The sequence below is a fragment of the uncultured Pseudoteredinibacter sp. genome (assembly GCF_947502065.1).
Taxonomy (GTDB): domain Bacteria; phylum Pseudomonadota; class Gammaproteobacteria; order Pseudomonadales; family Cellvibrionaceae; genus Pseudoteredinibacter.
This window is the reverse complement of sequence record NZ_CANMYE010000005.1, coordinates 176,335-191,382: the sequence shown is the minus strand read 5'-3', so window position 1 is coordinate 191,382 and position 15,048 is coordinate 176,335. Positions and strand designations below refer to the sequence as shown.

The window sequence follows — 15,048 nt, the reverse complement described above, 5'->3', positions numbered from 1 at the left end:
CTCACCCCTTTAGCCTCTCAAGCTGACAAAAGCCCATAGGAACACCAAATATCCCGTGAACCAAGTGGTCATTAAGGACATTAATAACTAGTGCATCATGTAACCAGCAGTGTTGAACATGTTCATCTTGGGTTCCAGATGCCACTCCTACTGACAACACATACTCATCTGCAGGCAGATAAGGCAGACTGAGTCCAAATTTAGCACTATACCGATTTCCACCCTCCAAATCGGTATTATGGTCTAGTAAAGCGAGATAGCTATTATCACCAAATAGAACTTGCCCTTGGCGATTCTTTAAAAGAAATCCAATGATAGGGCTTGAAATTGACTCTGAAGCCTTAAAACATATATCGACAACCACCTTATTGCCACCAACAGCATAACTCAGCTTACTTCCCTGCTGGTCGCGTATACATACATCATTTATTTTGATCAAGCCCGTACCAAAAGAGTTGCTCTTTATATTAAAAGGTTGGAGTTTTATGTCATTGCGAAGGCTCGAACTATTTAAAAATTTATCCCGGAAGTCTTTCCCTTCTTCAAAAGCTGGTAGTGGCTCAGAATCCTCATCTTCACGCTGTAAGATAGCTCCACTCACATCCTGCTGCTGTGCATATAGGTGTTCGAGATAATTTTCTGTAACTTCTTTTGCACTTCCCTCTTTTACAAGCGAACCTTTTTCTAGCCATATGGCCCTGTCACAAAGGCGAGTCACAGCACCAGCATCATGACTCACAAAAAGAATCGAGCCCCGCTCTTTAAAGTCTTCAAGAAAACGCATGCATTTTTGAGAAAACAAGGCGTCACCAACAGCGAGCGCCTCATCAATAATCAGAATGTCGGCATCAACGTGTACGATCACCGCGAAAGCCAATCGGACATACATCCCTGATGAATAGGTCTTTACTGGCTGATCAATAAACTCGCCAATACCAGCGAACTCACAGATTCTTTCATAACGCTCTTCTATTTGCTCATGGGTTAACCCATAAATCGAAGCGTTTAAAAAAACATTTTCTTTACCAGTAAATTCTGGATTGAAGCCTGCACCTAATTCTAATAAAGCCGCTATACGTCCACGACTCTGAACGGAACCTTCGCTAGGGCTAAGGGTTCCCACAATTGTTTGCAGCAATGTTGATTTCCCAGAGCCATTTCGCCCGACAATTCCAACTGTTTCACCCTTTTTTAAGCTAAAGCTAATATTTTTAAGTGCTACAAATTCAGTTTGCCAACCTTGCCTAGGCTTGAAAAAAAAACTCCATAATCGATAGATTGGTTTGTGGTAACTTATGTATTTTTTGAATACATGGTTAACTTGCAGAACTAGCGATTTTTGAGAGTTGTCGCTCTCCTCCATATTAGTTTTTCTTTTTTGATGCGCTATTAAACTGGGTAACAAGATTCTCCAAAGTGGAGTCATCCAACACAACACTCTCAGCTAGGCTGTTTACGCGATCCTGCTTATATTTCGAAACCAACTGCTTCCTGAGCTCGGATACAATCAGGGGTTTCACTTTTTCAAATGGCCTAGGCTCCCCGCCGCGCTTTTCTAATACCTTGATTAGGTGGTAACCGAATGGTGTTTTTACTGGCTCACTTATCATTCCGAGTTCCAATGAATATGCCGCCGCCTCAAAATTAGGGACCATTTTGCCTTTTCCAAAGAAACCTAAATCGCCTTGATTTCTAGATACAGAAGGGTCTTCTGAGTGTTCCTGAGCTATCTTCGTAAAATCCCCACCATCACGTAGACTCGACAGTAGTTTCTGGGCCTTTTCCATAGCCTTTGCGTCGGACCGAGTTCTTGTACTAATTAGAATATGGGCAGCCCTTACTTCTATGTCAGTCTTGAATTGATCTGCCTGCTTTGTGTATAAGTCTTTAGCTGTTGTTTCAAAGTCTACATTTTCTAGGGCATTTTGAGCTTCAATATTGAGCAAAGCCTCTTTCAGGGCCATTGACACCTGAAAGTCACCAAGCCATCTAGCTCTTCTACTATCAACGCCATTCATAGTTTTGGCTTGTGCAGCTAGAGCTTTATTAACATATAAAAGTTCAATTATATGCTTAACGTCCTCAACAGTTAACTGCCAGTCCTTTTCCTGCTTTGGGGTCACAAAGCTTGAAATGTAATAATCTACATCACCTTCACTTACACGAAGACCTTGCGCCTCGAACACCCCCTCTTCCTGAGCGACACTCAGTGAAGTTACCAAACACATTGTCACACTTGCTAAAATCCGCTTCATCATAAACTCTCTTACTTGTGGTAGATCCACCACTCTCCATCTATAAATAGCCATTTGTTTTTTAGAGGCCTAGTGATAGGTACATTAAGTTGTGGTGGTTTATAAGTAAGATTAAAAGTTACTTCGCATACGTCCTCTTCACATTCGGCACCTCGCGGCTCAACAGCGCTCCAAAACATTCTCCCAGCAACTTTAGGGGCATACTGCTCTACAGTTGTATAACCTCTAAAGCTAGGGGTAGTGTACTCCCAAGCTTTAGCCAGACCGGCCTGATCTTTTTTCATCAACGCCTCATAACGAGCCTCCGCTCGTTTCATAACCGACTCTTCCGGAGTTAAATTTTTATTTTTAATGTTCGCACAAGCACTTACGGCTATTGCACAAGCTAACAGACTGGTTTTAGTTACAATATTCACAATTTACCTTTTATTTCGAAGGGTTGCCTTCCAATAGGGTTAAGTCACTAATGCGTGCACGCATTTCACGACTGATATCCCTCATGTCTTGTTCGTTGAACAGTACCCGTGGAGTTAAAATAACAAGCAACTCTGTTTTAACTGAGGTGTTAGACTTCTTCCCAAACAAAGCTCCAACTACAGGAATACTATGTAAGCCAGGTACACCACTGGAGCCGTTTGTTTTATTTTCGCGAATTAGCCCACCTAAAACAACAGACTCACCCGAACGGATTGCTATACGAGTTTGAAACTCTCGAGTTTGGAAACTACGCTGCCCAGACACTTCATCTTGCGCCCCCACATCTGTAACTTTTTGGGTTACATCCATAGTGACCATCCCACCTGCATTTACCGAAGGAGTTACTGTTAAATCAACGCCAGTATCTTTAAATTCAATATTACTCGTTACAATTCCATTTGATGTTGTTGAACTACCCGTTTGTACTGGAGTTTGACTACCGACCTTGATTGATGCTTCATTGTTATCCAATACCATAATAGAAGGGGTAGAGATAACATTTAGTAGTGAATCTGTAGCGAGCGCGTTTAATACAGCTTTTATGTCCCCAGTAGCATTCACTAAAGAGTAGGAAAAACCAGGACGGCTCACCGCTGGCGCGTTTTTAGTATTGGCCAAACCACCTAAACCAGCATCACCGCCTCCTAAACCGCCACTAAATGACCACTCCAAGCCATACTCTAAAGAGTCATTTAAAGTCACTTCAATAATGCTTGCTTCTACCATAATTTGTGCCGGGGACACATCTAGCTTTTGTAGCGCCTTTTCAATTTTCCGATATTCGTTACTTGTCGCATAAATCAACAGGGCATTATTGTCTTCGTCCGCCACAACCTTCACGTCGCCGGCAATCGAGACGCTTGAGCTGCCACCACGATTTTTATTTCCAGATTTGATGGGAGCACTTTTGGCTTTAGATCCATCACCAGTAGAGTCGCTTACCGACTGTCGGCCTTGCCCAGGTGCAACACCGGACCTAGAAGAACCATTACTTCCCCCACCAAACAGTTGCCCTAACAACTCCGATATATGGCTTGCCGTTCCATTTTGCACCGGATAAACATAGAGCTGGGGCTCCGCTCCACTATCTGGGAGCTTATCTAAGCGCTTTATCCAAGTTTTAACTTTTTCTAGTAATTCAGCCCTAGGGGTAATAACCAATAAGCTGCCCAACCTTTCCAAAGGAATCAGTTTAACTAATTGAGCTGGACTCTTAACTGCGTCACCTGAGCTTTCGATAATTTGACCTAGAGCTGCTTGTATTTCAGTTGGGTCCGCGTATTCAATCGGGAAGACTCCAACAGACATCCCTTTTAAGGTATCAATATCAAAAGAACTAATAATGTCCAGCCACCCGGACATTTGAACCCTAGTACCCGCCATAATAAGGATATTACGAGCTACATCGATGCGAACAAAAGCCTTATCGCCGGCCACAGGCTTTAGTATGTCTGCCATTTCTGCTGCACCGATATTTTGCAGCGGGATAATCGTTGTTGTAAAACCAGCACCTCTGCTGTTAGGGCTCTCAAATTGAGGCACCATTGTTTGCAATGCCTTTGAAGCAGAAACAAAATATCGATCATTCGGATCCCGAACCATTAGGACCCCATTTGCATGCAATAAAGACTCAAGAATCTCTAATAATTGATCTCTAGGGATAGGACTGCGGGTTCTTAATGTGATCTTCCCTTTGATCGGATGTTCAATCACATAGTCCAGCTTGAGGGTGTCACCCAAAATAGCATGCACAACATCAGCAAGTGGCGCCCCTTCAAAGTTCATGTGGACAGCTTCACCATCTAGCTTTATTGCTTTGCGTGCTTTTGGCGCTCTTAACTGTCGATCATTACCCTTATAGATCGTTGCCTGGGCTTCTTTCTTCACTTCATCCTGAACTTCTACCTTAGGGGCCTCTTCCGCCACATAAGGGTCATCCGACTGCAGGATACGATCAAACAAAAACGGGCTTTGCTTATCATCATTATGGGCGCAGCCACTTAGGGCAATAATGGACGCCGCCAGCAATGAAACATGTTTTTTCATAGGTAATTGTCGCTTCTTACTACACTAGGGGCACTAAACCCACAGCGGTGTATTTTGAGGCCTAGATAGGCCATTTTTAGGGCGATTGGTCAAAAGGCGAGAGTATACCCTAAATGCATCCTCGGCGTGACTCCCCAACTCGGCTTTTGAGGGCTTCCACACCATAGCTATTAGGTAATGAATTGTTGGAAAGTTCATTGCCAGTAGCAACGCCTTCCGGGCGGGTAAAATCAGGGGTTAAACGGTGTCGATAGTACAGTTATTGTGCAACCTACTTGGCAAGCAAGCTGCCAGGAAGCCAACGTAATAGGCGAGCGACAATAAACCAGGGCCAGCTCGGTATAAAGCTGCGCTTACGCTTGCCTTCGATAGCACCAACCAAGGCCTTCGCGCCATCTTCAGGGCCGACCAAAAACGGGCGACTTGCTGCCCCTTGGTTAATTGGGGTATCGATATAGCCTGGTTTTAACAAAGTCACATCAATATTTTCACTCCAGCATTCCAATCGCAGACTTTCGGTGTAGCTCGTTAAGGCTGCCTTTGAAGCACAGTAGTCCGCCGCACCAGGTAAGCCGCGCTCACCTGCAACTGAGCTAATGGCCACTAATTGACCACCCCCACTTTCTCTTAACAGCGCCACCCCATGGTGAAGAGTTGCAAAGGCACCAATCACATTCACCTCTATAGTGGCACGCACGCTATCGAAGCTACCTTTACCAATAGGTGCGCTTTCACCTATACCGGCATTGGCAATAATAATATCTAGCCCAGCGAGATCATTTTTCGCCTGCTGTAAAATGGCCTGCTGAGCCGCTTCATCACAAACATCCAGTGCGTAGCAGTGTACAGAGACATCAGACTGCGTCTTTATCAGCTCGGCCAATTCATTCAGTTTGTCTAGGCGACGGGCTGAAAGGGCCAATTGATGGCCCCTTTTGGCGAACTCCAAGGCCATATACCAACCTAAGCCTGATGACGCTCCGGTGATAAATATCTTTGCCATGTCTGTAGCTCCTACTTTTACAGCTTATATTTAGCTATTTGTCTGCTGCTGACTGAATTCGGCCATTTCTGCGACGGTTATTTTTGCCTCAGGGAAGAATGGGTAAAACACTGGCCAAACATGGGGCTGATCATTCCAAACACGCAGCTCTGCCTCAACACCCGCATCTTGAGCTTTTGCAAAAAAGCGCAAGGAGTCATCTTCCAACACCTCTGTGCTACCAACATAAATACGGATTGGCGGTAGGCCACTTAAATCGCCATATAAAGGAGAGATCATCGGGTTCTGCGTATCTTCGTCACCAACATAATGAGCCGCACCGTTTCGAATCATATCGCCAGTGAAAAAAGCACAGGCATCACTATTCGCCTGCATACTTGCCCCTGTACCTGCCAAATCCGTCCAAGGTGATAACAGCAAAGCGGCCGCAGGCATGGCTAAGCCTAGCTCTTTTATCTTTAATAACAGCGCGGCGCTTAAACCGCCCCCGGCTGAATCACCTGAGATAACAATTGATTCTGGCTTGATGCCCTCATCCAATAAGTATTGATAAGCGGCAAGGGCATCATCTAAAGCCGCAGGATATGGGTGCTCAGGGGCCAAACGATAGTCCACACTAAAAACTTGCGCACCCGCCTGCTCGGCCCAAGCCCGAGTCATATTGGCGTGGGTTTTGATAGAACAAAAAACATAGCCACCACCATGCAAGTAGAGCACCGTATGGGAGCAGCTAGCGGACTTAGGTTTTTGCCACTGCCCTTTTACACGCGCGCCTGCTTCATTGGCGGGCAACTCGACATCCTCACACAATACATTGGGCATAGCTTTAGAGCGGCTGGTTTTTTCGACCGCCGCGCGAATGCGTTCTGGCTCCCACGGTTTACTGGTGTCAGCAAACTTTGCTTTGAAGTTTTTACGAATCGTCCAGCTAAAGAAGCGAGATCGCCATGAAGGAGCTTGCAGACGAGCTTGAATCGGACCAGGGTCTAGTTTTGGAGAATCATCATCTTTTAGAAAACGAGCGATAATTTTAGGATATGAAGCGGGCATTAAACGCTGAAAGAAAGATAGCAGCTTAGCGTCGTTACCCACCAACACTCTATGTTTACGTTTGCGTACGCCGCTAAGAATAATTTCTGCAGCCTTCGCAGGCGGCATTACCAGATGCTTTTCATTACTGCGCTTTAACAAGGCCTCTCGATCCTCGGCGCCCTCATCAAACTCTGCACTATTGGCGATATTTGTATGTACACCACCGGGGTGAACGCTGGTTACATGCACACCAAAATCGGAGAACTCTTGCCGGATGGATTCATTAAAACCACGTACAGCAAACTTACTTGCACAATAGTGAGTATTGCCCGGCATTCCGATAAGCCCAAACAGGCTGGAGATGTTTACGAACACCCCCTGACGCAATTTAATTTGAGGCAAGAAGGCTCTTGTGCCATATACAACCCCCCAAAAATTAACATCAACAACTTTTTGAAAGGCCTCAGAATCGGTATGCTCAAAGCGCCCCATACGGGCAATACCGGCATTATTAAAAAGCAAATCAGCCATGCCCAGCTGCTGCTCAACTTCTTCAGCAAAACCCTGCCAAGCTTGCTCATCTGATACGTCCAACGACCAATGTTCGACAGCCTCGGCACCCGCGTTACGCGCCTCCTCTGCAACAGCAGCGAGATCCTCCTGATTAATATCGGCCAGCGCCAATCTAGCACCCTCTTTAGCGAGCGCTATGCTCAGGGCACGTCCGATTCCAGATGCAGCGCCAGTAATAACGGCAACTCGAGATTTAAAACTGATCATATGGGTTTCCAAGCTGTACTTATTATTGTTAATAGGCACACCATACCGAAAACCTAAGGGGCTGTTTAGCTTAGCTTTGACTTATTACGCAACATTTATTGCGACCGTCATTTTTAGCTTGATAGAGGGCTTTATCAGCACGGGCAAAAACACTATCGAGATCATCGTCCTCACAAAATGCCGAGAGCCCAAAAGATACCGTGAGTCGTACAGGCTCATCCCGAAAGCGCAAGGGTGCCGACGCTATCATCTCTCGTATTTCGTTCAACAACTTTAAGGCGCCACCTTCGTCGGTTTCCGGCAATAAGATGACAAATTCTTCACCACCGTAACGAGCCATAAAATCAACTTGTCGTAAGCGCTGATTTATGGATCTTGCCACCAGCTTAAGAACTCGATCTCCCACTTGATGCCCATAGTTATCATTGAAGGATTTGAAGTGGTCGATGTCACACACCGCCAACACTAGGCCATGCCCATAGCGCCGGCAACGCTCAATCTCTTCGGCCGCCCGCTGCAAATAAGCTTCGCGATTTGGTAGCCCGGTTAAAGAATCACTATGGGCCTTCTCACGCTCTTCACGCAAGGCTTGCTCATGCTGCTGAGCCTCATCCTCTAAGTCTTTAACCTGCCCCAAAAGCTTGCGCATCTGCCCTAATAATCCTTCACCCTGATCACTTTCACTATGCTGGCTAAGTGCGCCGCGAAGCGTAGCTATATTGGCGTTGAGCATCCCCTTTAATTCATCAACAGATTCAGCGCTTTGAACGGTTTTCTCGATGGTATCAATTTCATTATTTAGCGTTTCTTGCAAACTATTTTGCGCATCACCTTGCTGTTGTTGAGTCTCAAGCGCCACCCCCAAGGATTCTCCTAGCAAGGCCAACTCTTCATTTAATTGCGATAGGTAATTTTCGAAGTTTAATTCTGCCGCCAAAAAGGCCTGCATAATTAAGTCACGAATATCTTCTAAAGTGGGCACCAGCTCATACCAGTTTAACCCCCTAGCGATTCGATTCTGAGCACGTAAAGCTTTGGCCGCTACGCAAGGCTCTGGCTGCAGGCCATCTAATAGCTCTGTTAATACTCGGGTGATGTGATTGGAGATGCGGCTAAAAGCAGGCTCATGCCTGGGCCTTTCTATACTTGCCTCTAACTCAGCCTCGATTTCTACACGGCTTAAAAATTGCCCTTCGAGTTCTTCCTGTTGATGCTCTACAACTAATGCCTGCTCATCAAGCGCATCTTCATCGGCACTCGACAACTCTACAGGCTGCTGCTGATCCAAAGCTTCGGAGTCTTCTTGGGCACCCTCTTCTACAGGTGCAATTTGTCGTTTGTTTTTAAGCTTATCCCAGAAGCTACCGGGGCCTAGCGCCACACTTTCAATCACCAAGCTTTGCAAGTCCGCAAGCTCCGTTAGCATGGCGGAATATTGATGCTGTTGCTCTACTCGTGATTTCAGCTCACGACGAAATCGCTTCAAGCCTTTATCGGCAGACTTGTCCCTCGAAATCGATTGCAACTGTTCACTGATGCCTTTTAAAGCCTCCAAGCTGACGCCAGCTCGCTGATCTCGGCGCGCATCATAAGCCACCACACTGGAATCCAAGCGACTGAGTAATGGCCCAAGTGGCTTAGGTTGAGAGCTTCTTAACTGGCGACGTAAATCATCCAAACGCTTATCGAGCTCTTCATCGAGGCCAGTAGCGGCCACACTCAATCGCCCCAAAGCTTTTTTCAGGCTATCTTGCTGCTCATCAAAGCGCTTCTTTTGACGCTCATTGGAGTCAATTAAATTTAGATACTTCTCTTTCCAGTCTTGCTCGCTGCTTGTCATCTGCTTGCCGTGGCCTATTGATCCAATTAAAAAGTATAGACGCCCTTATAGGCATAGATAGCGGCTGATAGCAGGAAAGATTGAGCAACGGAGCTGAGGAAAAAATTGATGGTGGCTTACTTAACCCTGTGAATTAAGAGCCCAAAAGCGCAGTAGATATGAAACTTGGCTAAAATCATTGCTGCCAGCGCAAAAGCGGATGGCAGCAACCGTTATAAAGTGATTTTACTTAGCAGCCTTTTCCTGGCGAATTTTATTGACGAGGAAATCGGTAATCTTAAGCATATTGGCTTGACCACCCGCTTTACGAGCACTTACAACGTAACGACCATCAACCACAATTTCTGGTGTACCAGAAATTTTCGCGCCACGAGAGCGAGAATGGGCGACACGAACCTGAGTATTCACCCCAAAGGAGTTAAATACTTTTTCAAATTTCTTAGGGTCTACGCCATGTTGCTCAAATATAGCTTTCAACTCATCTTCATCAGACATATTTTTCTGGTCAACAAAGATACCATCAAAGATTGGCATATGAACTTTATCTAGTACCTTAAGAGCCTTAGCCGTGTAAAAGGCTTTAGCCAAAGCCACTTGCGCATAGCCACGCTGACCTTTATTCACTAATTGCCAAGCAACTGGGGTTTGTACCAACTCTACATCATCAGCCAAGCCCTTCTTCCACTGGCTAATCACAGGCTCAAATTTAAAACAGTGGCCGCAACTGTACGAAAAGTACTCATCCACCTGAATTTTGTCACTGCCGGTTTTTAAAGGAACCGCCAGTTCAATATAGTCTTTACCCACTTCATATTGAGCAAAAGCCGATAGGGAAAACAGCATCGCAGCAAAAGCCAGAATGGCACGCATATTTCTTCTCCATAACTGTATAGATAGCATTAGACCGCTAATTTGATTCTAGTTCCAAGGCCTTAACAAAAACTGAAGGCCGTAAATCTTACAGGCAGCAAAAAGGCGGCCTATAGCCGCCTTCTCAAGAACGCTGGAAAACTTAGTTTAAGCCAGCGATATAGTTTGCTACCGCTTTGATTTCTGCGTCAGTCATATACTGAGCAACACCACGCATAATTTTGGTATCGCCATCGTTTACGCGATCACCATTGCGGAAAGCCTTTAGCTGCTTTTCGATGTAATCAGCGTGCTGACCACTTAAGCGTGGGTAACCCGCTGGGGCATTACCCTGACCGCGTGGAGAGTGACAGCCAGTACAAGCTGGAGTGCCAGACTCTGCATTGCCCGCACGGTAAACCTTAGCACCCAAAGCAATTGGGTCTTCTGAGCGTAAGCCGGACTGCAATTGAACTTCAATCTCTTTGGAGCCACTTAGCTGCATGCTCTTGCTGCTAAAATAAGCGGCGATATCCGCCAAATCCTGATCGCTCATAGCATCCAACATGCCAGTCATTTCCAAAACCGGGCGAGCACCAGATTTGATGTCTTGCATCTGCTTAACTAGGTATTTTTCACCCAGGTTAGCCAATTTAGGGAAGTTCGGAGCAGCACTATTGCCATCTTTACCGTGGCAAGCTGCACAGATAACAGTCTTGGCTTCGCCCGCGGCGGCATCACCTGCCGCGACGGTGATATTGGCAGTAGATAAGGCTGCGATGGATACTAAGGCGTATTTATATAGATTCTTCATTGGCTAATCCGTAATCCGGTTATGAATCGCCTCTAAGGCGAGACTATCACTTATAAACCTGCTGCAATGGCATGGCTTGACCCTATTGTAGACGGCAAGCTCGCTCAGTGCGTAATTTGTCTAAGCTATCACTGCTGTTGCTACAAGCACAGCTAGCTATGGTGCTTTGCCATTGTTATGTGGCGACTGAGCGACAACTTGGTATCCTGCAGCTGACAGGCTACAATGCGCACCCTCACCGAGGCCAAAGCCGCGACATTATATACACAACTCATTGATAACACACTATTTATAAAGGGTTTTGCAGCCGGATATGGGCCAGATCAAGTACAGCGACGCTATTTTTACACAAAGTGCACCAAGTATTCGCCAATGTCCCAGTGACAGTGGCGCTGAGGTGGCATTCGCCGGCCGCTCAAATGCGGGCAAATCCAGCGCCATTAATACCTTGTGCCAGAATCACAAGCTTGCTCGTACAAGTAAAACCCCTGGTCGCACCCAGTTAATCAACTTTTTTGCGCTTACTGAAGAACAGCGTTTAGTCGACCTCCCAGGCTATGGCTTTGCAAAAGTGCCGCTGGCCATGAAAAAAGAGTGGGAAAAGCATTTATCCGAATACCTAGCTGAGCGACAGTGCTTAAAGGGCTTAATCCTATTGATGGATGTTCGCCACCCAATGCAAGAGTTTGACACAATGATGTTGAATTGGGCGATTGAGGGTGAAATGCCGGTACACATTCTGCTCACCAAGGCCGATAAACTCAAAAAAGGCCCTGCTCAAAACACCCTTTTAAAAGTTCGTAAGCACCTTAAAGAAGCCCAGGCTGATGATTTAGTCAGTGCTCAGCTATTCTCTTCCCTAAAAAATACAGGCATAAAAGAGCTAGAAAGTACCCTAAACAAGTGGTTAACAATCGATTCCACTGAACTCAGCGGCCAACCGGCGGAAGAATAAACGCTCCGCTGTACAAAATTTCGGCACAGTATTCATCCTAAAAAGTACTCATCATAGCCACTGTTTATTTGCATTTCTTAACAAATCCGGTAATCTCAAACAAGCGTCTAAATAATTTCATAATAAGGACGCAAAAAACATAAAGATTCTCGAAACTGGTAGTTAAAAACCAGTCAAATTCGCTAATAAACATAAAAATGAAGTTGCAACAGAGGATGTCACCATGACACTACACCACCGACCAACCCTGTTGGCTACGGCCATTGCTATGGCAGTAGGCGCAAGCTCTACCTTTGCACAGAACAGCACCGAGCTTGAAGAAGTCGTTGTATATGCTCAAAAACGTGAGCAATCCATACTTGAAGTCCCCGTTTCCGTATCCAGCTATAGTGCCGACTCGTTAGACCAGGCCAAAGTTCGCGATATTAATGATTTAACCCAGGTTGCCCCTTCGATCAGCATCGATAACTCCACCGGCGCATCAGATACCTCTATTTACATCCGTGGTATGGGCACCTCCGGTAACAACGCCGGTTTCGAGCAATCGGTAGGTATCTTTATCGATGGCGTATATCGAGGTCGTCCTGGCTCCGCCATGTCAGATTATGTTGATATTGAAGGCATCGAGGTTCTTAAAGGTCCGCAGGGAACTCTTTTCGGTCGTAACACTTCAGCTGGTGTGGTAAGTGTTCGTACTGCTGCGCCTTCACATGAAGCTGGCGGCACTATGGAAGTTAGCCTAGGTAATTATGGCTACAAGCAGGTTCGCGCTTCCGCAACTGGCTCTTTAATTGAAGACAAGCTAGCCGGTCGCCTTTCTGGTTCTTGGCATGAGCGCGACGGCTATATGGATAATCCATTTACCGGCGAAGAAGCCCAAAACCGTGATCGTTACAGCTTGCGCGGTCAGCTGCTTTGGGATGTCAGTGACGATGCGACATTGCGTGTAATCGTTGATAAATCTCACTCTGATGAGAACTGCTGTGCGGCCACCCCACTTTTATACGGCCCTGCACAGGGTGCTATTGATTTTGTAGATGGCTCTCAATTTTCTCGCCTACCGGCTAACCCGATTAACTACAATGGCTTGCCAGGCGCCCAAATCCGTGACGTATTTGATCACCAGTTCGCTTCTAACCAGCCATATGTCGACAAGATTGACGACCAAGGTATTTCCGCTGAGCTGAACTGGGACTTGGGTGAGACAGCACTTACCGTTATCGCTTCTAGTCGTAACTTTGAAAACTTCCAGGCGCTAGATGCTGACCACAACTCAGCTGACATCCTGACTCGTATTCAAACCTTTGATAACGATGAGAAGAGCTTAGAAATTCGCTGGGCCTCTACTGGCTCAAACACCATCGATTGGACTGTGGGTGCTTACGTATTTGATCAGGAGATCCAGTACAACTCACCGCTTCCTTTCGGTACCGACTTGCGTCCTTATGTGAACGCACTAACTTCTCTGGATGCCGACCCATCCAATGCCGCCAACCTATTTACCTTGGCAGAAGTCGGTCAGGCCGCCCTAGGCAATATCTCACCAACCCAAATTGGCTCGCTATACTTCGGTGCCGACGGTAAAGGTGGCAGTGGTAATGACTATTCTGCAGAAAGCTTTGCATTCTTTGGTCAAGCCACTTGGAATGTTAACGACGACTTAAGCTTCACCTTGGGTCTTCGCTACTCTGATGAAGAGAAGCAAGCTGACTATATTCCGGACTTCAACAACCCTTGGTCTCGCATCGATTCACAGGAAATGTTTAACACCTACCTAGCGGCACTGGCTGTTCAGAACGGTGTATTCCCAATCGGTACTGATCCTGCCATCGTTAATGCCACTCTAGCCGGTATTCAGGCAGGCGCCTCTGCTGGCGACCCTCGTTCACAGGCACTAGTTGGCGGCGCTCAGCAATTGGCTGCAGGCGCTCGCGGCGTTCAATTGGTTGTGCCTTATGATCCTTTCACCGCAAATTACGATGATGACAATATCTCTGGCACCATCAGTATGAACTACCAGTTCAATGAAGACATGAGTGGTTATGCCCGCTTCGCGCGCGGCTACAAATCTGGTGGTTTAAACTTAGATCGTGCTGGCCCGAGCACCACGCCTGACAGCCAAGTAGTGAGCGACCCAAGCGTTGTGGTTTTCCAGCCTGAATTGGTTGATACCTTTGAAGTGGGCTTCAAGTCTCGCTTGATGGACAACCGCTTAAGCTTGAACGCTGCTGTATTTGTTCAAGAACTTGAAGACTATCAGTTCCAGAGCTTTACTAGCACCGGCTTTGTTGTTCGAAATGCTGCCAAAACCGAAGGTACTGGTCTAGAAGTCGACTTCGCCTTCAAGCCTAGCGACAACTGGTTTATTAGTGGCGGTGCGGTATGGCAAGACGTGAACTATGACGAATTCCCAGACGGCCCAATTACCATTGCACAAACATTGGCTGGCCAAGCTGCGAACACCAATGACTTGTCAGGCCAGCGAGTAGTACAGTCTTCTGATTTTAGCGCCTCTTTGTTGATCGCTTATAATCAGCCAATCTCGGAAAGTCTAGAGTTCACTGCTAGCTTAAGTGGTAACTATCGCTCTGATTTTTTCCGTCAGTCTTCTAACGAGCCGCTAAGTGAGCAGAATGTTAGCGTTGTTAATGCCACCATCGGTATTGGCGAGCAAGACGGCGGCTGGGCACTTGAGATTTGGGGCAAGAACCTGACTGATGATGAAGTTTATGCATCATTCACTTCTACCTTCCAAACTAACAGCTTGAGCTCGTTTATTCAGCAGCCTCCTCGTACTTACGGTATGACAGCTAAATACAACTTCTAAGCCCTAGGCTTGAAGGACCCAAAACCCGGCCACCGCGCCGGGTTTTTTATGGTCTGGATGACCGGTCGAGATTTGCTCCTGCAATATCGACATTCACCACATCCATGTGGCTCGTATCCTGCGGGCGCCATGACTAATTCCTTTGGAAGGAATTTGGGCTTGGCCGTAGG

At 46.4% G+C, this 15,048-nt stretch carries 11 protein-coding genes; 2 read left to right on the top strand and 9 right to left on the bottom strand.

The window, feature by feature from the left end; translation table 11 throughout:
- Position 1: 1 nt before the first annotated feature.
- From Q1A41_RS14200 to Q1A41_RS14160, 9 genes are all read right to left on the bottom strand, one after another.
- Positions 2-1,363 (bottom strand): ABC transporter ATP-binding protein, encoded by a 1,362-nt coding sequence (locus Q1A41_RS14200; protein ID WP_299980332.1) that lies wholly within the window; start codon positions 1,361-1,363, stop codon positions 2-4.
- Between the two features lies 1 nt (position 1,364).
- Positions 1,365-2,258 (bottom strand): peptidylprolyl isomerase, encoded by an 894-nt coding sequence (locus Q1A41_RS14195; RefSeq protein WP_299980330.1) that lies wholly within the window; start codon positions 2,256-2,258, stop codon positions 1,365-1,367.
- A gap of 8 nt (positions 2,259-2,266) precedes the next feature.
- The gene (locus Q1A41_RS14190; protein ID WP_299980328.1) at positions 2,267-2,572 is read right to left on the bottom strand and encodes a hypothetical protein; all 306 of its coding nucleotides are present in this window, start codon (positions 2,570-2,572) and stop codon (positions 2,267-2,269) included.
- A gap of 109 nt (positions 2,573-2,681) precedes the next feature.
- Positions 2,682-4,778 (bottom strand): type II secretion system secretin GspD, encoded by a 2,097-nt coding sequence (gene gspD, locus Q1A41_RS14185; protein ID WP_299980326.1) that lies wholly within the window; start codon positions 4,776-4,778, stop codon positions 2,682-2,684.
- Between the two features lie 271 nt (positions 4,779-5,049).
- Entirely contained in the window at positions 5,050-5,781 is a 732-nt protein-coding gene (locus Q1A41_RS14180) for an SDR family oxidoreductase (RefSeq protein ID WP_299980324.1), read from the bottom strand.
- Positions 5,782-5,811: 30 nt separating this feature from the next.
- A complete protein-coding gene (locus Q1A41_RS14175) occupies positions 5,812-7,593 on the bottom strand; it encodes an SDR family oxidoreductase (RefSeq protein ID WP_299980322.1) in 1,782 nt (593 codons plus the stop codon).
- Between the two features lie 70 nt (positions 7,594-7,663).
- Positions 7,664-9,433: a GGDEF domain-containing protein gene (locus Q1A41_RS14170; protein WP_299980320.1), complete on the bottom strand. Its 1,770-nt coding sequence runs from the start codon at positions 9,431-9,433 to the stop codon at positions 7,664-7,666.
- 225 nt (positions 9,434-9,658) lie between these two features.
- The gene (locus tag Q1A41_RS14165; RefSeq protein WP_299980318.1) at positions 9,659-10,303 is read right to left on the bottom strand and encodes a thiol:disulfide interchange protein DsbA/DsbL; all 645 of its coding nucleotides are present in this window, start codon (positions 10,301-10,303) and stop codon (positions 9,659-9,661) included.
- 142 nt (positions 10,304-10,445) lie between these two features.
- Positions 10,446-11,096 (bottom strand): c-type cytochrome, encoded by a 651-nt coding sequence (locus tag Q1A41_RS14160; protein ID WP_299980316.1) that lies wholly within the window; start codon positions 11,094-11,096, stop codon positions 10,446-10,448.
- A gap of 313 nt (positions 11,097-11,409) precedes the next feature.
- Here Q1A41_RS14160 and yihA point away from each other — a divergent pair, with 313 nt between their 5' ends.
- Both yihA and Q1A41_RS14150 read left to right on the top strand, forming a co-directional pair.
- Complete coding sequence (gene yihA, locus Q1A41_RS14155) at positions 11,410-12,051, top strand: ribosome biogenesis GTP-binding protein YihA/YsxC (protein WP_299980314.1); 642 nt, start codon at positions 11,410-11,412, stop codon at positions 12,049-12,051.
- Positions 12,052-12,274: 223 nt separating this feature from the next.
- Complete coding sequence (locus Q1A41_RS14150) at positions 12,275-14,878, top strand: TonB-dependent receptor (protein WP_299980312.1); 2,604 nt, start codon at positions 12,275-12,277, stop codon at positions 14,876-14,878.
- Positions 14,879-15,048: the final 170 nt, after the last annotated feature.

Coding starts and splice junctions, on each gene's coding strand:
- Q1A41_RS14200 (WP_299980332.1), bottom strand. CDS start 1,363: ATGGAGGAGAGCGACAACTCTCAAAAATCGCTAGTTCTGCAAGTTAAC.
- Q1A41_RS14195 (WP_299980330.1), bottom strand. CDS start 2,258: ATGATGAAGCGGATTTTAGCAAGTGTGACAATGTGTTTGGTAACTTCA.
- Q1A41_RS14190 (WP_299980328.1), bottom strand. CDS start 2,572: ATGAAACGAGCGGAGGCTCGTTATGAGGCGTTGATGAAAAAAGATCAG.
- gspD (WP_299980326.1), bottom strand. CDS start 4,778: ATGAAAAAACATGTTTCATTGCTGGCGGCGTCCATTATTGCCCTAAGT.
- Q1A41_RS14180 (WP_299980324.1), bottom strand. CDS start 5,781: ATGGCAAAGATATTTATCACCGGAGCGTCATCAGGCTTAGGTTGGTAT.
- Q1A41_RS14175 (WP_299980322.1), bottom strand. CDS start 7,593: ATGATCAGTTTTAAATCTCGAGTTGCCGTTATTACTGGCGCTGCATCT.
- Q1A41_RS14170 (WP_299980320.1), bottom strand. CDS start 9,433: ATGACAAGCAGCGAGCAAGACTGGAAAGAGAAGTATCTAAATTTAATT.
- Q1A41_RS14165 (WP_299980318.1), bottom strand. CDS start 10,303: ATGCGTGCCATTCTGGCTTTTGCTGCGATGCTGTTTTCCCTATCGGCT.
- Q1A41_RS14160 (WP_299980316.1), bottom strand. CDS start 11,096: ATGAAGAATCTATATAAATACGCCTTAGTATCCATCGCAGCCTTATCT.
- yihA (WP_299980314.1), top strand. CDS start 11,410: ATGGGCCAGATCAAGTACAGCGACGCTATTTTTACACAAAGTGCACCA.
- Q1A41_RS14150 (WP_299980312.1), top strand. CDS start 12,275: ATGACACTACACCACCGACCAACCCTGTTGGCTACGGCCATTGCTATG.